Annotated in this window: 21 protein-coding genes and 2 tRNA genes; 20 read left to right on the forward strand and 3 right to left on the reverse strand. The window is 70.1% G+C overall.

Annotated features, from left to right (window positions below; translation table 11 throughout):
- The first annotated feature begins 85 nt into the window (after nt 1-85).
- Entirely contained in the window at nt 86-2,155 is a 2,070-nt protein-coding gene (gene uvrB, locus ABD882_RS14455; protein ID WP_345188052.1) for an excinuclease ABC subunit UvrB, read from the forward strand.
- A gap of 24 nt (nt 2,156-2,179) precedes the next feature.
- The gene (locus tag ABD882_RS14460; protein WP_345188053.1) at nt 2,180-2,500 is read left to right on the forward strand and encodes a TfoX/Sxy family protein; all 321 of its coding nucleotides are present in this window, start codon (nt 2,180-2,182) and stop codon (nt 2,498-2,500) included.
- 47 nt (nt 2,501-2,547) lie between these two features.
- Here ABD882_RS14460 and ABD882_RS14465 read toward each other — a convergent pair whose 3' ends face one another.
- Nucleotides 2,548-2,808 carry a hypothetical protein gene (locus tag ABD882_RS14465; protein ID WP_425563375.1) on the reverse strand — a complete coding sequence of 87 codons (261 nt, stop codon included), beginning with the start codon at nt 2,806-2,808 and terminating at the stop codon, nt 2,548-2,550.
- A 39-nt stretch (nt 2,809-2,847) separates the two neighbouring features.
- Between ABD882_RS14465 and ABD882_RS14470 the strand changes: the two genes are divergently transcribed.
- The 16 genes from ABD882_RS14470 (at nt 2,848) to ABD882_RS14545 (ending at nt 18,912) form a co-directional block, all read left to right on the forward strand.
- Nucleotides 2,848-3,291, forward strand: a complete 444-nt coding sequence (locus ABD882_RS14470; protein WP_345188056.1) for a MarR family winged helix-turn-helix transcriptional regulator — start codon at nt 2,848-2,850, stop codon at nt 3,289-3,291.
- 58 nt (nt 3,292-3,349) lie between these two features.
- A complete protein-coding gene (locus tag ABD882_RS14475; protein WP_345188057.1) occupies nt 3,350-4,069 on the forward strand; it encodes a DUF4129 domain-containing protein in 720 nt (239 codons plus the stop codon).
- Nucleotides 4,066-4,545, forward strand: coding sequence for a hypothetical protein (locus ABD882_RS14480; RefSeq protein WP_345188058.1), 480 nt, complete (start codon nt 4,066-4,068; stop codon nt 4,543-4,545). Before ABD882_RS14475 ends, ABD882_RS14480 begins: the two co-directional genes overlap by 4 nt.
- Nucleotides 4,542-5,540, forward strand: coding sequence for an AAA family ATPase (locus ABD882_RS14485; protein ID WP_345188059.1), 999 nt, complete (start codon nt 4,542-4,544; stop codon nt 5,538-5,540). Before ABD882_RS14480 ends, ABD882_RS14485 begins: the two co-directional genes overlap by 4 nt.
- Nucleotides 5,537-6,844, forward strand: a complete 1,308-nt coding sequence (locus tag ABD882_RS14490; protein ID WP_345188060.1) for a DUF58 domain-containing protein — start codon at nt 5,537-5,539, stop codon at nt 6,842-6,844. Before ABD882_RS14485 ends, ABD882_RS14490 begins: the two co-directional genes overlap by 4 nt.
- Complete coding sequence (locus tag ABD882_RS14495; RefSeq protein ID WP_345188061.1) at nt 6,841-7,410, forward strand: hypothetical protein; 570 nt, start codon at nt 6,841-6,843, stop codon at nt 7,408-7,410. Before ABD882_RS14490 ends, ABD882_RS14495 begins: the two co-directional genes overlap by 4 nt.
- 9 nt (nt 7,411-7,419) lie before the next feature.
- On the forward strand, nt 7,420-10,338 hold the full coding sequence (gene uvrA / locus ABD882_RS14500; protein WP_345188062.1) for an excinuclease ABC subunit UvrA: 2,919 nt from the start codon (nt 7,420-7,422) through the stop codon (nt 10,336-10,338).
- A complete protein-coding gene (gene uvrC, locus ABD882_RS14505) occupies nt 10,338-12,374 on the forward strand; it encodes an excinuclease ABC subunit UvrC (protein ID WP_345188063.1) in 2,037 nt (678 codons plus the stop codon). The genes uvrA and uvrC overlap by 1 nt, the downstream gene beginning before the upstream one ends.
- A gap of 27 nt (nt 12,375-12,401) precedes the next feature.
- Nucleotides 12,402-13,271: an RNase adapter RapZ gene (gene rapZ, locus ABD882_RS14510; protein ID WP_345188065.1), complete on the forward strand. Its 870-nt coding sequence runs from the start codon at nt 12,402-12,404 to the stop codon at nt 13,269-13,271.
- Between the two features lie 85 nt (nt 13,272-13,356).
- Nucleotides 13,357-14,331 carry a DNA-binding protein WhiA gene (whiA, locus tag ABD882_RS14515; protein WP_345188066.1) on the forward strand — a complete coding sequence of 325 codons (975 nt, stop codon included), beginning with the start codon at nt 13,357-13,359 and terminating at the stop codon, nt 14,329-14,331.
- A 140-nt stretch (nt 14,332-14,471) separates the two neighbouring features.
- Nucleotides 14,472-15,098, forward strand: a complete 627-nt coding sequence (locus ABD882_RS14520; RefSeq protein ID WP_345188067.1) for a superoxide dismutase — start codon at nt 14,472-14,474, stop codon at nt 15,096-15,098.
- 93 nt (nt 15,099-15,191) lie between these two features.
- Entirely contained in the window at nt 15,192-16,202 is a 1,011-nt protein-coding gene (gap, locus tag ABD882_RS14525) for a type I glyceraldehyde-3-phosphate dehydrogenase (protein WP_345188069.1), read from the forward strand.
- A gap of 9 nt (nt 16,203-16,211) precedes the next feature.
- Nucleotides 16,212-17,438 carry a phosphoglycerate kinase gene (locus ABD882_RS14530; protein ID WP_345188070.1) on the forward strand — a complete coding sequence of 409 codons (1,227 nt, stop codon included), beginning with the start codon at nt 16,212-16,214 and terminating at the stop codon, nt 17,436-17,438.
- Entirely contained in the window at nt 17,429-18,220 is a 792-nt protein-coding gene (gene tpiA, locus ABD882_RS14535) for a triose-phosphate isomerase (RefSeq protein ID WP_345188071.1), read from the forward strand. The genes ABD882_RS14530 and tpiA overlap by 10 nt, the downstream gene beginning before the upstream one ends.
- Nucleotides 18,221-18,307: 87 nt before the next feature.
- Entirely contained in the window at nt 18,308-18,556 is a 249-nt protein-coding gene (gene secG / locus ABD882_RS14540; RefSeq protein ID WP_345188072.1) for a preprotein translocase subunit SecG, read from the forward strand.
- Entirely contained in the window at nt 18,556-18,912 is a 357-nt protein-coding gene (locus ABD882_RS14545; RefSeq protein ID WP_345188073.1) for an RNA polymerase-binding protein RbpA, read from the forward strand. The genes secG and ABD882_RS14545 overlap by 1 nt, the downstream gene beginning before the upstream one ends.
- A gap of 99 nt (nt 18,913-19,011) precedes the next feature.
- On the opposite strand, the gene ABD882_RS14550 is transcribed toward ABD882_RS14545, so the two are convergent.
- Entirely contained in the window at nt 19,012-20,244 is a 1,233-nt protein-coding gene (locus tag ABD882_RS14550; protein ID WP_345188075.1) for a hypothetical protein, read from the reverse strand.
- 36 nt (nt 20,245-20,280) lie between these two features.
- Nucleotides 20,281-20,351, reverse strand: a tRNA-Gly gene (locus ABD882_RS14555).
- Nucleotides 20,352-20,481: 130 nt separating this feature from the next.
- Here ABD882_RS14555 and ABD882_RS14560 point away from each other — a divergent pair.
- Together ABD882_RS14560 and tig are read left to right on the forward strand one after the other, a co-directional pair.
- Nucleotides 20,482-20,555: transfer RNA gene (locus tag ABD882_RS14560), tRNA-Pro, on the forward strand.
- 68 nt (nt 20,556-20,623) lie between these two features.
- Entirely contained in the window at nt 20,624-22,120 is a 1,497-nt protein-coding gene (gene tig / locus ABD882_RS14565; RefSeq protein WP_345188076.1) for a trigger factor, read from the forward strand.
- The last annotated feature ends 86 nt before the right edge of the window (nt 22,121-22,206 follow it).

The raw sequence follows: 22,206 nt of genomic DNA on the forward strand, positions 1-22,206 counted from the left end.
CCCGCCGCGGACGTCTTGCCGTCTCGAGCAGATGTCCGTGAGGGTCTCCGGCGCCAGTGTCCGAGACCCCTCGTAGTGTGGAGGGATGCAACCCACACGTTCGGTCCGCCCGTTCGAGGTCGTCAGCGAGTACGTGCCGGCCGGAGACCAGCCCCAGGCGATCGCCGAGCTCGCGGCACGCATCAACGCGGGCGAGACCGACGTCGTGCTGCTGGGCGCGACGGGCACCGGAAAGTCGGCGACGACGGCCTGGCTGATCGAGCAGGTGCAACGGCCGACCCTCGTCCTCGCGCACAACAAGACGCTCGCGGCACAGCTGGCCAACGAGTTCCGCGACCTCATGCCGAACAACGCGGTCGAGTACTTCGTCTCGTACTACGACTACTACCAGCCCGAGGCGTATGTCCCGCAGACGGACACCTTCATCGAGAAGGACTCCTCGGTGAACGCCGAGGTCGAGCGCTTGCGGCACTCCACCACGAACTCTCTGCTCAGCCGGCGCGACGTCGTGGTGGTCTCCACGGTCTCCTGCATCTACGGCCTCGGAGCCCCGGAGGAGTACCTGCGTGCGATGGTCGCGCTGCAGGTGGGGGAGCGCTACGATCGCGACGCCCTGATCCGGCAGTTCATCGCGATGCAGTACAACCGCAACGACGTCGACTTCTCCCGCGGCAACTTCCGGGTGCGCGGCGACACGATCGAGATCATCCCGGTGTACGAAGAGCACGCGATCCGCATCGAGCTGTTCGGCGACGAGATCGAGGCGCTGTACTCGCTGCATCCGCTCACCGGCGAGGTCATCGCCAAGCTCGATTCGGTGCCGATCTTCCCCGCCTCGCACTATGTGGCGGGCACGGATGTCGTGCAGCGCGCGATCGGCACGATCGAGGAGGAGCTGGCGGGGCGTCTGGCCGAGCTCGAGCGGCAGGGCAAGCTGCTCGAGGCGCAGCGGCTGCGCATGCGCACCACGTTCGATCTGGAGATGCTGCAGCAGCTCGGCTTCTGCTCGGGCATCGAGAACTACTCGCGGCACATGGACGGACGCGAGGCGGGCGAGCCGCCGCACACGCTGCTCGACTTCTTCCCGGACGACTTCCTGCTGGTGATCGACGAGTCGCATGCCACAGTGCCGCAGATCGGCGCGATGTACGAGGGCGACGCCTCGCGCAAGCGGACACTGGTGGATCACGGGTTCCGTCTGCCGAGCGCGCTCGACAACCGTCCGCTGCGATGGGACGAGTTCACGAAGCGGATCGGGCAGACGGTCTACCTGTCCGCCACCCCGGGCAAGTACGAGATGGGCATCGCCGACGGCGTGGTGGAGCAGATCATCCGCCCGACCGGGCTGATCGACCCGCAGATCGTGGTGAAGCCCTCGAAGGGGCAGATCGACGACCTGCTCGAGGAGATCCGGATCCGCGTCGAACGCGACGAGCGGGTGCTGGTCACCACGCTCACGAAGAAGATGGCGGAGGAGCTCACCGACTTCCTCGGCGAGCACGGCGTCCGGGTCCGCTACCTGCATTCCGACGTCGACACCCTGAGACGCGTCGAGCTGCTCACCGAGCTGCGGGCGGGCGTCTATGACGTCCTGGTCGGCATCAACCTGCTCCGCGAGGGCCTCGACCTTCCGGAGGTCTCCCTCGTCGCAATCCTGGACGCGGACAAGGAGGGCTTCCTGCGCTCCGGGACGTCGCTGATCCAGACCATCGGCCGCGCGGCCCGCAACGTGTCCGGTCAGGTGCACATGTACGCCGACAACATGACCGACTCGATGGCCAGGGCGATCGAGGAGACCGATCGGCGCCGGGACAAGCAGATCGCCTACAACACCGCCAACGGGATCGATCCGCAGCCGCTGCGCAAGCGCATCGCGGACATCACCGATGTGCTGGCGCGCGAGGGCGCGGATACGGCGGAGCTGCTGTCCCACCGCAACAGGTCGGGACGGGGCAAGTCGCCGACCCCGAACCTGCGCCGTGAGGGCATCGCCGCCGAGGGTGCCATGCAGCTGGAGGACACGATCGCCGACCTGTCGGCGCAGATGCTCGCCGCGGCCGGCGAGCTCAAGTTCGAGCTCGCGGCGCGGCTGCGAGACGAGGTGCAGGACCTGAAGAAGGAGCTGCGCGCGATGGAGCGGGCCGGGCACGCGTAGAGGGAGCCGCAGATGGATGTCGAGATGACAGAGCTGGCCGATCGGATCCGCGCGCTGCTGGAGGGCGACCTCGCGATCGAGGAGAGGCGGATGTTCGGCAGCCGCGCGTTCCTGGTCGACGGGAAGATCCTGGTCGGCGCTCGTCGCGGCGGATCTCTGCTGGTGCGCGTGGAGATCGAGCACGGCGCCGGGTTGCTGGGCCGGCCCGGTGTGACGCACGCGGTCATGGGGGCGCGGACCATGAGCGCGAACTGGCTGGACGTCGCTGCCGAGGCCGTGGCCGACGACGAGAGGCTCATCTTCTGGCTGGATGTCGCACGCGAGGATGCGGCAGGGCGCTCCTGACCGCAGGTATGCGGGCGCGGGCGCTCCGCAGCGTCGGACGGTGCGCGTCAGGGGCAGTGCATGAGCGGCTTCGGCCCGGTCCGATCGATCTCGTGCGCGGTCATCGGGGAACCGCACAGCGGGCACGCGCGCTGGGCGCGCTCTGCGGCCGATGGCGGGGGCGTCGCCTCATAGGGCCCGACCGAGGCGGGGCCCGCCAGCCGGACCAGGTTCGTGTTGAACCAGGCGTACAGGCCGCCGGCCTCACGGATGCGCTGCCGGAGCGGTGCTCGCTCGGGCGTATCGGAGGGAGGGGTGATCATGTTCATTAGTGTACTAATCATTAGGGCAATAGGTATAATCGGGTCGTGACGCCTCCGACGACCGACGAGCTCCTGCGCCTCGACAACCAGCTCTGCTTCGCCCTGGTGACGGCCGCGCGCAACGTCGTGGCGATCTACCGGCCGATCCTGGAGCCTCTCGGGCTCACGCATCCCCAGTACCTCGTGATGCTCGCGCTGTGGGAGCAGTCGCCGCGGTCCCTGCGGGACCTCGCGACGGCGTTGGCGATGGATCCTGCGACCGCGTCGCCGCTCGTGAAGCGGCTGGAGGCGGATGGGCTGATCGAGCGCGGGCGCAGTGCGTCGGACGAGCGCCGGCTCGACATCGCCCTCACGCCCCGGGGCACTGCGCTGCGCGCGCGTGCCATCGACGTGCCGCGTCAGGTGATGGCGCGGCTGGGGATGACGATCGCGGAGGTGGAGTCCGTGCGTGACGGACTGATGCGATTCGCCGGCGCCGTCGAGCTCTGATCCGGGGTGCTGTCTGTCGCTCCGGCCGGTGCCGACGCCAGCACGTAAGGTGAGGGGCATGGTCCGCGACGACCCGCGCCCGCGCACGCTTGCGCTGACCGGCGTGCTCGCGGCCGTGACCGTCGTCGCCTGCCTTCTGATGGCGATCGCCTCACTGCAGGGCGTGCCCCGGTTCGGTGACATCGGCGGGCTCCCGCGCCGGCCGGCGACGGCCCCGGCATCCGGACCGACGCAGCTGCCGGGCATCGCGGGAGTGGATCCGCTTCCGGACAGTCCCGTGCTCGGGACGATCGTCGCCGTCATCGAGATCGTGGTCATCCTCGGCGCCGCACTGCTGGTGCTGTGGCTGTTCTGGCGAGTGGCGCGCGCACTCTGGGCCGCGCGTCCCCTGAGCCGACAGGACGGCGGCGGGGCCACGGCCGGTCTCGGCGAGGCCGCGACGGCCGGGGACGAGGCGGTCGACGCGGGCGCGATCCGCGCCGCGACGGCGAACGCGCAGCAGGCCATCGATGCCCACGCGGACCCCGGCGACGCGATCGTCGCCGCCTGGGTGCATCTGGAGGAGGCCTCCGCCCGTGCCGGACGCGCCAGGGCGCTCTCGGAGACGCCGGCCGAGTTCGCGGTGCGGATCCTGCGTCGCCGAGCCGGACTGGACGCCGAGCTGGGGACCCTGCTCGGACTGTACGAGTCGGTGCGCTTCGGCGGCGGCAGGGCGGATGAGGGCCAGCGCGCCACGGCGCGCCGATGCCTCGCAGCCATCGAGGAGGGGTGGCGATGAGAGGCAGGAGCAGGATCGCGGTGATCGTCCTGTGGATCGTGCTCGGCGTGCCGACGGCGCTGCTGCTGCAGTTCCTCGGCGTTCCGCTCCCGTTCGGGATCGCCTGGATCATCGTCTTCGCTGCCGCCCTCCTCATCGCGCAGCAGAGCTTTGTCGACGAATCCGGTCCGTGGCCCCCGCCGGCTCCCGAACAGCTCCAGCGCGGCTCGGACGTCTCGCGGCTCGCCTGGGCGGTGGACGCGCGCACCGGCGTCGTCGGGCTGGCGTTCCGGCGCCGCCTCATGGCTGTGGCGGATCGCCGGCTGCGCGCGCAGGGCGTGCGGCCGGAGGAGGCCGATGCGGCTGCGATCGACGCGATCCTCGGTCCCGGCGCGCATGCCGCGCTCGCGGCGAAGGAGCTGCGCCGGACGGAGCTCGAACGGATCCTGCACGCGCTGGAGAACCCGCCCACCCCCTCGACCCCGGAGAGAACATGAGCCTCGACGATCGCGCACACGACGACATCGCCACGATCACGACGACGGCGGCCCGCGTCCTGGAACGCGTGCGCACGGTGGTGGTCGGGATGGACGAACCCCTGACGCTCGCCCTCGCCACGCTCCTCGCCGGCGGGCACGTGCTGTTCGAGGACGTGCCGGGCCTCGGCAAGACCCTCGCCGCGCGCAGTCTCGCCGCCGCGCTCGGACTCGAGTTCCGCCGGCTGCAGTGCACGCCGGACATGCTCCCGGGCGACGTGACCGGATCGTTCGTGTACGCGCCCGCGACGGGCGAGTTCCGGTTCCGGCCGGGCCCGATCTTCACCGGGCTGCTGCTGGCCGACGAGATCAACCGGACCACGCCGAAGACCCAGTCGGCGATGCTGGAGGCGATGGCGGAGCGTCAGGTCACGGTCGAGGGGCAGCGCTATCCGCTCCCGGATCCGTTCCACGTGATCGCGACGTCGAACCCGATCGAATACGAAGGAACCTACGCGCTGCCCGAGGCCCAGCTGGACCGGTTCATGGTGCGTCTCGCGGTGGGCTACCCGACTCCCGAGCACGAGTCGGGGATCGTCGAGCAGCGGATCCGGCGGCAGCAGGAGCATACCGACGTCGCCGCGGTGATCGACACCGCGCAGCTGCGCGCGATCCAGGCGGCGGTCGAGCGGATCCATGTCGAGCCCGACCTGATCCGGTACGCCGTGGAGCTCGCGCGGGGCACGCGGACCGCGCAGAACGTGGCCGTCGGCGCCTCCCCGCGCGGATCGCAGGCGCTCATCCTGCTCGCGCGCGCGGTCGCGGCCATCGAGGGGCGCGGCTATGTGCGCCCCGACGACGTGAAGCGCATCGCGGTCCCGGTGCTCGCACACCGGCTGACGCTGACGCCCCAGGCGTGGGCGCAGGGAGTGGATCCGGCGTCCGTGGTCTCCGGGGTCGTGAGCGCGACGCCGGTCCCGCCGACGGTGGCATCGGCGGACGCGGTCCGCACATGAGCGAGCCGCGCTCGATGCTGCGCGCACCGTTGCGCTGGCAGCGCACGCCGGTGCTCGCCGCCGCGCTGGCCGGATCCGTGCTCCTGGGCGGGGCCGGTCTCGTCCTCGGCCGTCCCGACGTGATCGCGATCGGCCTTCCCCTGGCGCTCGCCGGCGCGTGGGCGCTGATCCGGCCACCGCGGAGCGCCTCGGCGGAGATCTCGCTCCGCCTCGACCTCGACGGGGGCTCGGAGTCCGTCGCCGGCCGGATCGACGTCGCCACGGGTGCGGAATGGATCCAGCTCGCCATCGATCAGGGCGGTGAGCGCACGGGCGAGGTCGAGACGATCTCGGGGGAGGCGGCGCGCACCCGCACCCGCATCCTGCACTCGGGCCCCGGCGAGGTGCTCGCCGTGACAGCGCGGGCGCTGCAGCATGACGGCGCCTGGGCGAGCACGACGACCACGCGCGTGGCGGCCGTCTGGGACGCCTCGCCTCGTGCCCGCCGCATCGTCGAGCTTCCGCTCTCACCGCGGCTGGTCGGCCTGCACGGCGGGCACGAGGGGCAGCGTGGCGGGTCAGGCGGCGATTTCCGCGACATCCATCCGTTCGCGCCCGGGGATGAGCTGCGCCGGGTGGACTGGCGCGCGACCGCGCGGCTGGCCCGCCGCCCGGGCGACCTGCTGGTGCGGCGCACGAACGCGCTGAGCGACAGCGGCGTCGTCATCGCGCTGGACACGGCGGATGATCTCGGCGCGGTCGTCGCGACTTGGGGGAGCGGCGCGTCCGCGCGCAGTGGTCCCACATCGATGGACCTGGGCCGCGAGGCCGCGCTGTCGGTCGCGGAGTCGGCGATCGGCGCGGGCGACCGGATCGCGTTCCACGCGCTCTCCCCGGGCGGCCGCTCGGTGCGGAGCGGATCGGGCTCCCGTCATCTGGAGCGACTGCGGGGCGTCATCGCGGGCACGGGCGCGGCCGGCGACGGCACGCGATATCGGCGCACTCCTCCCGTGCCGGCGGGGTCGATCGTGTTCGTGCTGTCGACGTTCTTCGACGGGGCGGCCGCGGATCTGGCGCTGCGCTGGAGCGCGAGCGGTCACGCGGTCGTGGCGATCGACGTCCTGCCGACGCCGCAGACGGAACGGCTGAGCGCGGCGCAGAATCTGGCGATGCGGCTGCTGCTGCTCGAGCGCGCAGGGGTGCTCGAGGATCTCCGCGGTGCGGGGATCGAGGTGCTCTCCTGGGACGCCGACGACGCGGTGAACGCGCTGCGCATCGCGGCTCGCAGCGCGCGGCGCGGGCGCGGGCGAGGGGCCCGGCGATGACGCGGTCGCACGAACTGCGGGTGCCGGGATCGGTGCCGGGGCCGGTGCTGCGGATCGCGAGCGCGCTGGTGATCGCGGGCGGTGCGCCGCTGCTGAACCCGTACCCGCTGTGGTGGTGGGTCGCGGGGGTCGCGGCGCTCGTGGCGGCGATCGTGCCGTGGTCGATGGCGGCGTGGATCGGCATCGCGTGCCTCGCGCTCGGGGTGATCCTGGCTGCCCCGTCGGCAGGGCGCGCGGCCCTCGCGGTGCTGCTGATCCCCGTGGCGCATGTGCTCGCGGCATGGGCCTGGGCGGTGCCGTGGCGCTCGCGGATCCGGCTGCGCGTGCTGCTGCCGGGAGTGCGCCGGCTGCTCGTGATCCAGGTGATCGCGCAATCGGTCGCGGCGGTCATGGTGATGGCCCTGCCTCCGCTGCACGGTCCGGGTTTCCCGTGGCTGGCGCCGCTCGGCGCCGCCGTGCTGGCGGGGGTGAGCGCGGTCGCGCTGAGGGTCTCGTCGCACCCGGAAGCGGGGGTGGAACCGTCGGTCGGATCCGGCGCCGGAGCCAATGTCGGTGGCCGCTCCTAGACTTGTCGGGTGCCGATCGTACCCGTAACCAGCCCCGGAAGACTCAGTGTCCGCGGAGCCCGCGTCCACAATCTTCGCAACGTCGACCTCGAGATCCCGCGCGACTCCATGGTGGTGTTCACCGGACTGAGCGGCTCCGGCAAGTCCAGCCTCGCGTTCGACACGATCTTCGCCGAAGGCCAGCGGCGGTATGTCGAGTCGCTCAGCGCGTACGCCCGGCAGTTCCTCGGCCAGGTCGACCGGCCGGACGTCGACTTCATCGAGGGCCTGAGCCCCGCGGTCTCGATCGATCAGAAGTCCACGAACCGCAACCCGCGCTCGACGGTCGGCACGATCACCGAGATCTACGACTACATGCGCCTGCTCTGGGCGCGCATCGGGATCCCGCACTGCCCGCAGTGCGGGGCGAAGATCCAGCGCCAGACGGTGCAGCAGATCGCCGACCAACTCATGGAGCTGCCGGAGCGCACCCGCTACCAGATCGTCGCTCCGGTGGTCAGCCAGAAGAAGGGCGAGTTCGTCGACCTGTTCCGCGAGCTCGGCGCGAAGGGCTACGCCCGCGCGATTGTGGACGGCGAGATGATCCAGCTCGCCGAGCCGCCGGTGCTGAAGAAGAGCTACAAGCACGACATCGGCGTGGTGGTCGACCGTCTCGTCGCGGCGCCCGACATCCTCGGCCGCGTCACGGACTCGGTGGAGACCGCGCTCGGGCTCGCCGGCGGCGTGATCCAGGTCAACTTCGTGGACGAGGAGGGCGACGACGCCTGGCAGTCGTTCTCAGAGAAGCTGGCCTGCCCGAACGGGCACGCGATCACGCTCACCGAGATCGAGCCGCGCACCTTCTCGTTCAACGCGCCGTTCGGCGCCTGCCCCGCCTGCTCCGGGCTCGGCACCCGGATGTCGGTGGACCCCGACCTCATGCTCGGGGACGAGAGCCTGTCGATCCGGGAGGGGGCGATCCTGCCCTGGACCACGCAGGGCAAGGGGCTGTTCCAGTATTACGAGCGCCTGCTCGAGGGCCTCGCGACCGACCTGGACTTCTCCCTCGACACGCCGTGGCACAAGCTGCACTCCGACGTCAAGGAGGCGGTGCTGCGCGGCGAGAACTACAAGGTCACCGTCAAGTGGAAGAACCGGTACGGCCGCGAGATGCGGTACTCGTCCGGCTTCGAAGGCGTCGTGCCGTACATCGAGCGGCAGTACCAGCAGGCCGAGAGCGACACCCAGCGCAGCCGCTGGGGCGAGTACCTGCGCGAGGTGCCATGTCCGGTCTGCGACGGCGACCGGCTCAAGCCCGAGGTGCTCGCCGTGCAGGTGCACGGGCACTCCATCGCCGAGGTCTCGCACAAGAGCCTCGCCGAGGCACGGGAGTTCATGCAGCGCCTGGAGCTCTCCCCGCGTGAGGCGAAGATCGCGGCGCAGGTGCTCCGCGAGATCCGGCTCCGGCTCGACTTCCTGCTGCAGGTGGGTCTGTCGTACCTGAACCTCAGCCGCTCGGCGGGATCGCTGTCCGGGGGCGAGGCGCAGCGGATCCGGCTCGCGACGCAGATCGGATCCGGGCTCACCGGCGTGCTGTACGTCCTCGACGAGCCGTCGATCGGCCTGCACCAGCGCGACAACCGCCGCCTCATCGAGACGCTGCTGACGCTGCGCGATCTGGGTAACACGCTGATCGTGGTCGAGCACGACGAGGAGACGATCGAGGCCGCGGACTGGGTGGTCGACATCGGCCCCGGTGCCGGAGTCGGCGGCGGCCTGGTGGTGCACTCAGGGCCGTACGAGTCGCTGCTGCACGAGCGCAACTCGATGACCGCCGACTATCTCGCAGGGCGACGCGAGATCACCACACCGGCCAAGCGCCGCAGGATCGACCGCAAGCGCATGCTCAGCGTCGTCGGCGCGAAGGCGAACAACCTGCAGAACGTGACGGCGGACTTCCCGCTGGGCGTGCTCACGGCCGTCACCGGGGTCAGCGGCTCCGGCAAGTCGTCACTGGTGAACGACATCCTGTACCGCGTGCTCGCCTCCAAGCTCAACGGCGCCCGCAAGGTCCCGGGCAAGCACACCCGGGTGACCGGACTCGACAACCTCGACAAGGTGGTGCACGTCGACCAGGCGCCGATCGGTCGCACCCCACGCTCGAACCCCGCCACCTACACCGGCGTCTTCGATCGGATCCGCACGCTGTTCAGCGAGACGCCGGAGGCGAAGGTGCGCGGCTACCAGCCGGGCCGGTTCAGCTTCAACGTCAAGGGCGGGCGCTGCGAGGCGTGCTCGGGCGACGGCACGATAAAGATCGAGATGAACTTCCTGCCCGACGTGTACGTCGACTGCGAGGTGTGCCACGGCAAGCGGTACAACCGCGACACTCTCGCTGTGCACTACAAGGGCAAGAACATCGCCGAGGTGCTGGAGATGCCGATCGAGGAGGCCGCGGAATTCTTCGAGCCGATCCAGGCGATCCACCGCTACATGAAGACGCTCGTCGACGTCGGCCTCGGCTACGTGCGACTCGGCCAGTCGGCGACCACGCTCTCCGGGGGCGAGGCGCAGCGAGTCAAGCTCGCCACCGAGCTGCAGCGCCGCAGCAACGGGCGCAGCATCTACGTGCTCGACGAGCCGACCACGGGCCTGCACTTCGAAGACGTCCGCAAGCTCCTCGAGGTGCTGAACAGCCTCGTGGACAAGGGCAACACCGTCATCGTGATCGAGCACAACCTCGACGTGATCAAGTCGGCGGACTGGGTGATCGACCTGGGGCCCGAGGGCGGATCCGGCGGCGGCGAGATCATCGCCACCGGCACGCCGGAGCAGGTCGCGCGCAACGCCGACAGCCACACCGGCGTCTTCCTCGCAGAGATCCTCGGCACGGCGCCTGCGGGTGCGCGTCCCGGGGCGCGGCGGGCGATCGAGCGCAAGGCGGGCTGATGGCGACAGAGCTGCCGTACAAGCCGCGGCAGGGGGAGATCCCGACCGACCCCGGGGTGTACCGGTTCCGTGATGCTCAGGGGCGCGTGCTGTACGTCGGCAAGGCGAAGAACCTGCGGCAGCGGCTGTCGAACTACTTCGCCCCCCTGCGCACCCTGCACGAGCGCACCCGGCGCATGGTCACCACCGCCGCCTCGGTGGAGTGGACGGTCGTGCCGACCGACGTCGACTCCCTGCAGCTCGAGTACATGTGGATCAAGGAGTTCGATCCGCCGTTCAACGTCCGCTACAAGGACGACAAGTCGTACCCGTTCATGGCGATCACGCTCGCCGACGAGGCGCCGCGGGTGATCGTGACCCGCAACCGGCGGATCCCGGGAGCGAAGTACTTCGGGCCGTATCCGAAGGTGTGGGCCGTGCACGACACGATCGACCTGATGATCAAGGTGTTCCCGATCCGCACCTGCAGCGACGCCAGCTATCGCAAGGCGATGGCGACGGGCCGTCCCTGCTTCCCCGGGCAGATCGGCAAATGCGGCGGGCCCTGCTCGATGCGGGTGACGATCGCCGAGCACCGGGCCGTGGTCGACGACTTCATCGCGTTCATGGAGGGCGGCGACGAGCGCTTCACGCGCGATCTCACCCGGCGCATGCAGGAGGCGTCGGCCGCGATGGACTACGAGAGCGCCGCGAAGCACCGCGACCAGCTGGCGTCGATCGACGCCGTGCTGGGCCGCAGCGCCCTGGTGCTGCCGCAGGACGAGGACGCCGACCTGTTCGGGATCGCCGAGGACGAGCTGTCCGCCGCGATCCAGCATTTCGTGATCCGCGGCGGCCGCGTGCGCGGCGTGCGCGCGTCCACTCTGGACAAGGAGATCGACATCTCCGGCCCGGACCTCGTGGACCAGATCCTGCAGCGCGTGTACGGCGACGCCAGCGGAGAGCAGGTTCCGCGGAGAGTGCTGGTGCCCTCGCTGCCGGAGGACTCCGCCGAGCTCGAGGAGTGGCTGCGTGAACGGCGCGGCAAGAAGGTCGAGATCGCCGTCGCGCAGCGCGGCCAGCGCGCAGAGCTCATGCGCAACGCGTCGCTGAACGCGCAGCAGGCGCTGATCCGCCACAAGACGCGGCGCTCGAGCGACTACACCACGCGCTCCCAGGCGCTCACGGATCTGCAGGAGGCGCTGGGGCTCAGCGAGGCGCCGCTGCGGATCGAGTGCTACGACATCTCGCACCTCGGCGGCACGAACGTGGTCGCCTCGATGGTGGTCTTCGAAGACGGCCTGCCGCGCAAAGACCAGTACCGCTCGTTCAACATCGCGGAGACCACCGACGACACCGACTCGATGTACCAGGTGCTCACCCGGCGGCTGGCTCATATCGACGCCCCGGATCAGGTCGAGACGCTCGCGCTCGTCGGTGCGGAGGGTGCGGAGGGCGCGGCCCTGCGAGACGCCGGTGCGGCCGTCGCAATCGATCCGGAGGGGCCGGTCGTGACCGAGCGCCGCAAGCCCCGGTTCGCCTATCGACCCCAGCTGCTCATCGTCGACGGCGGGAAGCCTCAGGTCGAGGCCGCCGCGCGTGCGCTCCGGGACGCCGGCCGCACCGACATCGGCCTGGCCGGCATCGCCAAGCGACTCGAGGAGCTCTGGCTCCCGGGCGACGACTACCCGGTGATCCTGCCGCGCACGAGCGAGGCCCTCTACCTCGTGCAGCGGCTGCGCGACGAGGCGCACCGCTTCGCGATCACCCACCAGCGCAAGCGTCGCCGTCGCGACATCACGTCGATCCTCGGCGAGGTCCCCGGTCTCGGCGCGGCGAGGATCAAGGCGCTGCTGCGCCACTTCGGATCCGTCGCCGCTTTGCGCCGCGCCGACGCCGAGGAGATCCAGGAGGTGCAGGGCATCGGCCCCGCACTCGCGGAGGCGATCTGCGCGCACCTGTCCGGCGGCGCGGCAGAGCGGGGCCAGGCGCGGCCGGCAGCGGAAACCGTGGAAACGGCGCCGCAGGATGAGCCCACGGGTATCGCGTCTCGATAGGCTGGAGCCGAGCGAGGAGGACACCACATGAGCGCCGACCAGGGTGAGTTCCTGATCGTCACCGGGATGTCGGGCGCGGGGCGCTCGACGGTCGCGAACGTTCTCGAGGATCTCGGCTGGTACGTGGTCGACAACCTGCCTCCGCAGATGCTCCGGCCGCTGCTCGATCTCGCCAACCTCGGCGGCGCGGCGCTGCCCAAGGTGGCCGCCGTGGTCGACGTGCGCGGACGGGATCTCTTCGAGGGATTCCCCGGTGTGGCCAGGGCGCTGCGCGAGCACGGATCCGTGCAGGTCGTGTTCCTGGACGCGGCCGACGACGTGCTCGTGCGCCGGTTCGAGTCGGTGCGGCGACCGCATCCGCTGCAGGGCGACGGGACGCTGCTGGACGGCATCCGCGCCGAGCGCACCAGGGTCGCGCCGCTGCGCGAAGCGGCCGACATCGTCATCGACACCTCGAACTTCAACGTGCATCAGCTCGCGACCAAGGTCACCGAAGGATTCGCCGAGGCGGGCGCCGCCCGGCACAAGCTCACGATCATGAGCTTCGGCTTCAAGTACGGCCTGCCCTCGGACGCCGATCTGGTCGCGGACATGCGGTTCCTGCCCAACCCGTTCTGGATCGACGAGCTGCGCGGGTCCACCGGGCTCGACTCCGAAGTGAGCGAGTACGTGCTCAGCAGGGATGGCGCCCAGGAGTTCCTGGACGCCTACACGGCGGCGCTCACCCCGATCCTGGACGGCTACCAGCGCGAGAACAAGAGCCACTCGATGCTCGCGATCGGCTGCACAGGCGGCAAGCATCGTTCCGTGGCGATGGCCGAGGAGCTCGCCCGTCGCCTGGCGCAGGTGCCGGGAGTCGGGGTGACCGTGCGGCACCGCGATCTCGGACGCGAGTGACGTCCGCCCGGGACGGTGCGACGCGCCGCGGCCCGGTAAGCTGATCCTTCGCGCCGTGATCCGGCTGCCCGAGAGAAGGAGACCCGTGGCACTCACCACCGACGTCAAGGCAGAGCTCGTCAGCATCCGGAATGCGCCCCCCACGGTGCGTGTCGCGGAGGTGACGGCGGTGCTGCGGTTCGCCGGCGGGCTGCACTCGATCGCCAACCGCATTGCGGTCGAGGCCGAGGTGGATGCGGAGCTGCTCGCGCGACGGGTCGCCCGCGATCTCGCGGAGCTCTTCGGCGTGCGTCCGGAGATCGCGCCGATCCAGGGCTCGAGCGGTGACGGGGCCAAGTACGCCGTGCGCGTGATCGCCGCGGGGGAGACCCTGGCCCGCCAGACCGGCCTGCTCGATCAGCGCCGGCGTCCGGTGCGGGGGCTGCCGAATCGCCTCACCACGGGGTCGCGTGAAGAGCTCGCCGGCCTCTGGCGCGGCGCCTTCCTCGCGGCGGGATCGCTCAGCGAGCCCGGGCGCTCAGCCGTCCTCGAGGTCGCGGCCCCGTCGTCCGAGGCCGCCATGGCCCTCGTCGGCGCGGCGCACCGGATCGGCATCTCGGCGAAGGCCCGTGAGGTCCGCGGCATGCCGCGCGTCGTGATCCGTGAGCCCGAGGGGATCCGCTCCCTGCTGGTCCTCATCGGCGCCACGAAGACCGCCGCCGCCTGGGAGGAGATGCGCCAGCGCCGGGAGGTGCGCGCGGGCGTGAACCGTCTCGTGAACTTCGATGACGCGAACCTGCGTCGCTCCGCGCAGGCCGCGGTCGCCGCCTGCGCGCGCGTCGAGCGTGCGCTGGAGATCCTCGGCGACGACGTGCCCGAGCATCTGCGCACGGCGGGGACGCTCCGCCTCGCACACCGGGACGCGAGCCTGGACGAGCTCGGCCACCACGCAGACCCGCCTCTCACCAAGGACGCCGTGGCGGGACGGATCCGGCGCCTGCTCGCCATGGCGGACAAGCGAGCTCACACCGACGGGATCCCGGGCACCGAGTCCGCCGTGCCCGCGGGGATCGACCTCTGATCTGACGCGTCACAACGGGAAGGATCCCCGCTCGGGGCGCGTTGCCGTCGATAGGATGGAGAACGTCCGCCCCGCGCGCACACCGCGCCGCGGGGGACCGGTGAGCGCCGCAAGCGCGGCGCGGATTGGATGACATCGACATGGCGACCTACACGCTGCCCGACCTTCCCTACGACTACGCGGCACTCGAGCCGCACATCAGCGGCAAGATCATGGAGCTGCACCATGACAAGCACCACGCCGCCTACGTCGCGGGTGCCAACGCGGCGCTGGATCAGCTCGCGGAGGCTCGCGACAGCGGCAACCTGGCCAACGTGAACCGACTCGAGAAGGATCTCGCCTTCCACCTCGGAGGCCACGTGAACCACTCGATCTTCTGGACCAACCTGTCGCCGAACGGCGGCGGCCAGCCCGAGGGCGAGCTGAAGGCGGCCATCGAGGAGTTCTTCGGATCGTTCGAGAAGTTCCAGGCGCACTTCACCGCCGCGGCGATGGGCATCCAGGGCTCCGGCTGGTCCGTGCTGAGCTGGGACCCGATCGGCGCCCGCCTGATCATCCAGCAGCTGTTCGACCAGCAGGGCAACACCGCCCAGGGCACCGTCCCCCTGTTCCAGCTGGACATGTGGGAGCACGCGTTCTACCTCGACTACCTCAACGTCAAGGCTGACTACGTGAAGGCGGCCTGGAACATCGCGAACTGGGAGAACGTCGCGCAGCGCTTCGCCCTCGCGCGCGAGAAGACGAACGGTCTGCTGGTACTGTCATGACCAACGGGCGTCCCGATGGGTCCGCCCGTCGGGACGCCGTTGTTCCATCCCCCGAAGAGCGCGTGCTCCGCGCATGACAATCAGGAGACATCTTTGTCTGTCAAGATCGGTATCAACGGCTTCGGCCGAATCGGACGCAACTACTTCCGTGCAGCCCTCGAGCAGGGTGCGGACATCGAGATCGTCGCGGTCAACGACCTCACCGACAACAAGACCCTTGCGCATCTGCTCAAGTACGACTCCGTCGGCGGCGTCCTGAAGGCCGACGTCAGCTACGACGAGTCGAGCATCACCGTCGACGGCAAGCAGATCAAGGCGTTCGCCGAGCGCGACCCCGCGAACCTGCCCTGGGGCGAGCTGGGCGTCGACATCGTCATCGAGTCGACCGGCTTCTTCACCAAGGCGGAGCTCGCCCGCAAGCACATCGACGCCGGTGCCAAGAAGGTCCTCATCTCTGCGCCCGCCACGGGCGACGACGCGACCATCGTGATGGGCGTCAACGAGGAGACCTACAACCCGGAGACGGATCACATCATCTCCAACGCCTCGTGCACCACGAACTGCCTCGCGCCGCTGGCCAAGGTGTTCAACGACGAGTTCGGCATCGTCCGCGGCTTCATGATGACCGCGCACGCCTACACCGCCGACCAGAACCTGCAGGACGGCCCGCACGGCGACCTGCGCCGCGCCCGCGCCGCAGCGATCAACATCGTCCCCGCCTCCACCGGAGCGGCCAAGGCGATCGGCCTGGTGATCCCCGAGATCAACGGCAAGCTCAGCGGATCCTCGTACCGCGTTCCGGTGCCGACCGGCTCGATCGTCGACCTGACGCTCATCACCGACCGCGAAGACCTCACGGTCGACGAGATCAACGCGGCGTACGCGAAGGCTGCGGCCGACGGCCGCCTCGCCGGCTTCCTGCAGTACAACGAGGATCAGATCGTCTCGAGCGACATCCAGGGCAACGCGCACTCGTCGATCTTCGATGCGACGCTCACCAACGTCTCCGGCAACCTGGTCAAGGTGTCCAGCTGGTACGACAACGAGTGGGGCTACTCGAACCGCCTGGTCGACCTGACCGAGTACGTCGCCGAGCGTCTCTGAGTTCGAAATATGACTCTGCGCACCCTCGACTCCCTCAAGGAATCGGTCGGGTCGCTCGACGGCACGCGCGTCATCGTCCGCTGTGATCTCAACGTCCCCCTGCGGGACGGGATCATCACGGACGATGGCCGCGTGCGCGCGTCGGTGCCGACCCTCACAGCCCTCATCGATCAGGGCGCCCGCGTGATCGTCTGCTCGCACCTGGGCCGCCCCGACGGGGCACCCGATCCGCAGTACAGCCTCGCGCCGGTCGCGGCGCGCCTCGCGGAGCTGCTCGGCCGGCCCGTCGCCTTCGCGACGGACACGGTGGGCGACTCTGCGCAGCAGACCGTGGCCGCTGCGCAGCCCGGCGACGTGGTCGTGCTGGAGAACCTCCGGTTCAACCCGGGTGAGACCGCGAAGGACGACGCGGCACGCCGTGACTTCGCGGAGCAGCTCGCGGCCCTCGGCGATGTGCTCGTCTCCGACGGCTTCGGAGTCGTGCACCGCAAGCAGGCCAGCGTCTACGAGCTCGCCGAGATCCTGCCGTCCGCGGCCGGACTGCTGATCGAGGCCGAGCTGACCGTGCTGGATCGCCTCACCGAGAACCCCGAGCGCCCCTACACGGTCGTGCTCGGCGGTTCGAAGGTGTCCGACAAGCTCGGCGTCATCTCGCACCTGCTGCCGAAGGTCGACCGCCTGCTCGTCGGCGGCGGCATGCTGTTCACGTTCCTCGCGGCCCAGGGCCACGCGGTGGCGTCCAGCCTCCTGGAGAAGGACCAGCTCGACACCGTGCGCGGCTACATCGCCGAAGCCCAGGAGCGCGGGGTCGAACTCGTGCTTCCCACCGACGTGGTCGTGGCGGCCTCGTTCTCCGCGGATGCGGCCCACGAGGACGCGGCCGCGGATGCCATCGAGGCGACGGAGTTCGGAGCCGCGGGCATCGGACTGGACATCGGGCCCGAGACGGCCGCGCGCTTCGCCGAGGCGATCCGCGGATCCAGGACGGTGTTCTGGAACGGCCCGATGGGCGTCTTCGAGTTCCCGGCGTTCGCGGCGGGCACGCAGGTCGTCGCGCAGGCGCTCACCGAGACCGACGGCCTGAGCGTCGTCGGCGGGGGGGATTCGGCGGCGGCGGTGCGCCAGCTCGGCTTCGCCGACGACCAGTTCGGTCACATCTCGACGGGCGGGGGCGCGAGCCTCGAGTTCCTCGAGGGCAAGAGACTCCCCGGCCTGGAGGTGCTCGGATGGGTATGAACAGCAGGATCCCGCTGATCGCGGGCAACTGGAAGATGAACCTCGACCACCTGCAGGCGGTCGCGTTCGTGCAGAAGCTGCACTGGACGCTGAAGGACGCCAAGCATGAGGACGGATCGGTCGAGGTGGCGGTGTTCCCGCCGTTCACCGATCTGCGCAGCGTGCAGACCCTGATCGACGCCGACCGGATCCCGTTCGCCTTCGGCGCGCAGGATCTGTCCGCGCACGACTCCGGGGCGTACACGGGCGAGATCTCGGGCGCGTTCCTGGCGAAGCTCGACGCGCGCTACGTGATCATCGGCCACTCGGAGCGGCGTGAATATCATGCCGAGTCCGACGAGGTCGTCGCGGCGAAGACCAAGGCCGCGCTGAAGCACGGGCTGGTCCCGGTGATCTGCGTCGGCGAGACGGCGGAGGACCTGGAGCGCTTCGGCGCGAGCGCTGTGCCCGCCGGGCAGCTCGAGGTCGCGCTCGCGGGTCTGAAGCCCGAGGCGGACATCGTCGTCGCGTACGAGCCGGTCTGGGCGATCGGATCCGGCCAGGCGGCCACCCCGCAGCAGGCGCAGGACGTCTGCGCCGTGCTCCGCGGCGTGATCGCGAAGGTCCTCGGCGACGAGGCGGCCGTGCGCACCCGGATCCTCTACGGCGGATCGGTGAAGTCGGGGAACATCGCCGGCTTCATGCGCGAGCCAGACGTGGACGGCGCGCTCGTGGGCGGCGCCAGTCTGGTGGTCGACGAGTTCGCGGCGATCGTCCGGTTCCAGAAGCACGTCGGGGTGTGATCCCGAGGCTCCTCTGCTCCTCGACGTATAATTGACCGTTACCCGGGATCACGCACGTCCGTGCGAGCCCGAGCGAAAGGCCGTTCCGTGGATATTCTCCAGTTCATCCTGCAGGTCCTGCTGGGCATCACCAGCGTCCTGCTGACCCTCCTGATCCTGCTCCACAAGGGGCGTGGCGGGGGACTCTCCGACATGTTCGGCGGCGGCATGTCCTCCGCCGTCGGATCCTCCGGGCTGGCGGAGCGCAACCTCAACCGGTTCACCGTCGTCCTCGCGCTTGCGTGGTTCGTGGCGATCGTGGGCCTCGGCCTCATCACGAAGTTCGAGGTGATCTGATGGCCACCGGCGGCAACGCGATCCGGGGCACCCGGGTCGGATCCGGCCCGATGGGCGAGCAGGACCACGGCTATCACGCAGATCGCATCGCGATCTCGTACTGGGACGGGCTCGGCAACGAGACCGTGCGGTACTTCGCCGCGGGGCTGCCCGAGGAGGAGATCCCGGACATCATCGATCACCCGCACTCCGGTCTCCCGGCCGGTCGCGACAAGGAGAACCCTCCCGCGATCGCCAAGCCGGAGCCGTACAAGACGCACCTCGCCTACGTGAAGGAGCGCCGTACGGACGAGGAGGCGGAGCAGCTGCTCGACGACGCGCTGCAGCAGCTGCGCGAGCGCCGCGGCCAGCGCTGACCTTTCCCGCACGCATCGAGAGCCTCCGCATCACGCGGAGGCTCTCGTCGTCTCTGCACGTCCGGGACGCGCGTCCACAGACGCGCGGCTCTCGCGGCGTCAGCGGCAGCCGGCCGCGGTCTGGATCAGCGACTCCGGGGGAGCGCCGTACGCGGAGGTGCCGTTCGCCTCGTTCGTGTAGCCCATGCTGATCGCCCACGCCGTGGCCCACGCCTCGGCGGTCTGATCGTTGGTGGTGTCGTACATGGTGCGGCAGCGCACGGTGATGGCGTGCCCGACCTCGTGCGCCACGATCGCGTGGGCGGAGTCGCTCGGCCAGCTCTCGGCGATCGAGTTCGACAGCCGGATGGTCGCATAGCCGCCCTGGTCGTACCACCACGCGGTCTCGCCGGAGAGGTAGCCGTTGGGGCCGCCCAGTCCGTTCACGAGGTCCGACCACTCGAAGTCGATCAGTACGCCGGGGGCGAGGGATCGAGCGAAGGCCTCGAGCTGCAGCCGGGAGTCCTCGAGCGGTCCGGACTCGGCGTCCAGGGTCGCGGCATGCGAGGCCTGCACCTTGTGCACGGCCAGCACGAGTGCGGGGAACGTCGTGGTGAGCTGCTCCTGGAGCGGCGAGGCGAGCGATTTGACCTGCGTCACCATCGTGCGCAGCGACAGCACGCTCTCGTTGGTCGCCGGGACGTTGGCGGCCTCCGCGCCCGCCGCCCGGTCCGCTGCGGCCGTGATCGCCGCCGACCCCGAGGCCTGGACGGCGGTGAGGGTCTCGTCGATCTTCTTCCCGGCGGAATCCAGCGACGTCGTGCTCCGCCGCGCGGCGGACGCGTCCGCCCGCAGCCGATCGGCCGCAGAGTCCGCCTCCCAGAACCAGAAGGGCTTGGCGCGCTTCGCGACGGGGCCGGACGGGATCAGGCCTGTCGCCGTGTGAGCGGCCTGCACCGCCGCGTCATCGGCCGTCGTGAGGCCGGTCCGATCTGCGGCCGAGATGAGATCGTCGCTCTGCGTGGCGAGGACGGCGCCGACCGTCTTGGTCGTGCTGTCGCTGCGGGAGAGCGCGGCGCGGACCTGCTGGACCGCGGCGTCCTGCTGGGTCGTCGCCCGATCCAGCGATCCCTGTGCGTCGTCGAAGCCCTGCGAGGCGCCGAGCTGGAGGAGGGTGAAACCCCCGGCCAGGAGCACGGCGCCGACGAGGGAGAGCGTCCACGTCAGCGCTCGCCTGCGCGGCCGGCGTGGCGGCCGCGGGGGTGCTTCATCGGACGAGAGTCCGGAGAACCGGAACGGCAGCGAGTGATCGGCGAGAACCTCGGCGGAGGGGAGGGTGAGGGGATCGCTCATCGAACTCCCGTCGATCCGCGTCGATTCGATTCAGAGAGGGGGTGACGGGAATCGAACCCGCGCAATCAGTTTGGAAGACTGAGACTCTACCATTGAGCTACACCCCCGGACCCTTCGACCAGCTCAGGGACGGGCCGGCACATCACGTCGCCGACCCGTACGAGCATACCGGACCGATGGAGGTGCTCCGTTCCGTTAGACTCTCAGGGGCCGTTCCCGCGTGCGCGGGTTCTTACCCGGGGCGTAGCTCAGTTTGGTAGAGCGCCCGCTTTGGGAGCGGGAGGTCGCAGGTTCAAATCCTGTCGCCCCGACGTCGGTCTCACGACGTCAGGTCCGCGCCACGAACCGCGCGGAACATTCACAAGGAGAACACACCAGCATGGCGAACAGCACCGTCGAGACGCTTGCCCCGACTCGGGTCAAGCTCCACATCACGGTCACCCCGGAAGACCTGAAGCCCAGCATCGAGCACGCGTACGAGCACATCGCGCAGGACGTGCAGATCCCCGGATTCCGCAAGGGCAAGGTGCCCGCGCCGATCATCGACCAGCGCGTCGGTCGCGGTGCGGTCATCGAGCATGCGGTGAACGAGGGTCTGGACACCTTCTTCCGCGAGGCTTCGCTCGAGCACAACCTCCGCATCGTGGGGCGCCCCTCGGCCGAGGTCATCGAATGGCCGAACGAGAAGGACTTCGCGGGCGACCTCAAGGTCGAGATCGAGGTCGATGTCCGCCCGGAGATCGAGCTCCCCGCACTCGACGGCATCACCGTCACGGTCGACGCCGTCGAGGCCGACGATGCCGCACTGGACGAGGAGATGGACCGCCTGCGCGCCCGCTTCGGCACCCTGGTCCCCGTCGACCGTCCTGCCGCATCGGGCGACTTCGTCGAGCTCGACCTGGTCGCCGCGATCGACGGCGCCGAGATCGACCGCGCGGAGGGCGTGTCCTACGAGGTCGGCTCCGGCGAGCTGCTCGAGGGCATCGACGACGCCATCGACTCGCTCACCGCCGGTGAGGACACCACGTTCCGCTCGAAGCTCGTCGGCGGCGACCACGCCGGCGAGGAGGCCGAGGTCTCCGTCACGCTCAAGGCCGTCAAGGAGCGCGAGCTGCCCGAGGCGGACGACGACTTCGCCCAGATCGCCAGCGAGTTCGACACCATCGCCGAGCTGCGCGAGAGCCTGCGCGAGTCCGTCTCGCAGCAGAGCGTCTTCACGCAGGCCTCCGCCGCGCGCGACAAGCTCGTCGAGGTCCTGCTCGAGCAGATCGACATCCCGGTGCCGCCGCAGCTCATCGAGGACGAGGTGCACAACCACCTCGAGGGCGAGGGCCGGCTCGAGGACGACGAGCACCGCGCCGAGGTCACCGAGGCGAGCACCAAGCAGTTCCGCACCCAGGTGCTCCTCGACACGATCGCCGAGAAGTCCGATGTGCAGGTCTCGCAGGACGAGCTCAGCCAGTACCTGATCCAGTCGGCCGCGCAGTACGGCATGGCGCCGCAGGAGTTCGTCGAGGCGCTGCAGTCGTCGAACCAGCTGCCCGTGCTCGTCGGCGAGGTCGCGCGCAACAAGGCCCTCGCGGTCGCGCTCGGCAAGGTCACCGTCGTGGACAGCAACGGCAAGCCCGTCGACCTGACCGGCTTCATCGCCGTCGAGGACGAGGCTGAGGCCGCGGACGCCGCTGAGGCTCCGGCCGAGGAGAAGCCCGCTGCGAAGAAGGCTCCCGCGAAGAAGGCTCCGGCCAAGAAGGCGCCCGCGAAGGCCGCCGACGACGCCACCGAGGCTCCGGCCGAGGAGAAGCCCGCCGCCAAGAAGCCGGCCGCGCGCAAGGCGCCGGCCAAGAAGGCCGCCGAGAAGGCGTCCGACGCCGAGTAGGCAGCGGATCCGATGATCCCCAGAGGGCGGGTGCATGGCGCACCCGCCCTCTTCGCATCGTCGCCGGCGACGCCTGATATGCCGAC

It is taken from the genome of Microbacterium panaciterrae (assembly GCF_039541635.1).
Taxonomy (GTDB): domain Bacteria; phylum Actinomycetota; class Actinomycetes; order Actinomycetales; family Microbacteriaceae; genus Microbacterium; species Microbacterium panaciterrae.

Bases quoted from the DNA above. Each gene is read 5' to 3' on its own strand.
- uvrB (WP_345188052.1), top strand. From the start codon at position 86: ATGCAACCCACACGTTCGGTCCGCCCGTTCGAGGTCGTCAGCGAGTAC.
- ABD882_RS14460 (WP_345188053.1), top strand. From the start codon at position 2,180: ATGACAGAGCTGGCCGATCGGATCCGCGCGCTGCTGGAGGGCGACCTC.
- ABD882_RS14465 (WP_425563375.1), bottom strand. From the start codon at position 2,808: ATGAACATGATCACCCCTCCCTCCGATACGCCCGAGCGAGCACCGCTC.
- ABD882_RS14475 (WP_345188057.1), top strand. From the start codon at position 3,350: ATGGTCCGCGACGACCCGCGCCCGCGCACGCTTGCGCTGACCGGCGTG.
- ABD882_RS14480 (WP_345188058.1), top strand. From the start codon at position 4,066: ATGAGAGGCAGGAGCAGGATCGCGGTGATCGTCCTGTGGATCGTGCTC.
- ABD882_RS14485 (WP_345188059.1), top strand. From the start codon at position 4,542: ATGAGCCTCGACGATCGCGCACACGACGACATCGCCACGATCACGACG.
- ABD882_RS14490 (WP_345188060.1), top strand. From the start codon at position 5,537: ATGAGCGAGCCGCGCTCGATGCTGCGCGCACCGTTGCGCTGGCAGCGC.
- ABD882_RS14495 (WP_345188061.1), top strand. From the start codon at position 6,841: ATGACGCGGTCGCACGAACTGCGGGTGCCGGGATCGGTGCCGGGGCCG.
- uvrC (WP_345188063.1), top strand. From the start codon at position 10,338: ATGGCGACAGAGCTGCCGTACAAGCCGCGGCAGGGGGAGATCCCGACC.
- rapZ (WP_345188065.1), top strand. From the start codon at position 12,402: ATGAGCGCCGACCAGGGTGAGTTCCTGATCGTCACCGGGATGTCGGGC.
- ABD882_RS14520 (WP_345188067.1), top strand. From the start codon at position 14,472: ATGGCGACCTACACGCTGCCCGACCTTCCCTACGACTACGCGGCACTC.
- ABD882_RS14530 (WP_345188070.1), top strand. From the start codon at position 16,212: ATGACTCTGCGCACCCTCGACTCCCTCAAGGAATCGGTCGGGTCGCTC.
- tpiA (WP_345188071.1), top strand. From the start codon at position 17,429: ATGGGTATGAACAGCAGGATCCCGCTGATCGCGGGCAACTGGAAGATG.
- ABD882_RS14545 (WP_345188073.1), top strand. From the start codon at position 18,556: ATGGCCACCGGCGGCAACGCGATCCGGGGCACCCGGGTCGGATCCGGC.
- ABD882_RS14550 (WP_345188075.1), bottom strand. From the start codon at position 20,244: ATGAGCGATCCCCTCACCCTCCCCTCCGCCGAGGTTCTCGCCGATCAC.
- tig (WP_345188076.1), top strand. From the start codon at position 20,624: ATGGCGAACAGCACCGTCGAGACGCTTGCCCCGACTCGGGTCAAGCTC.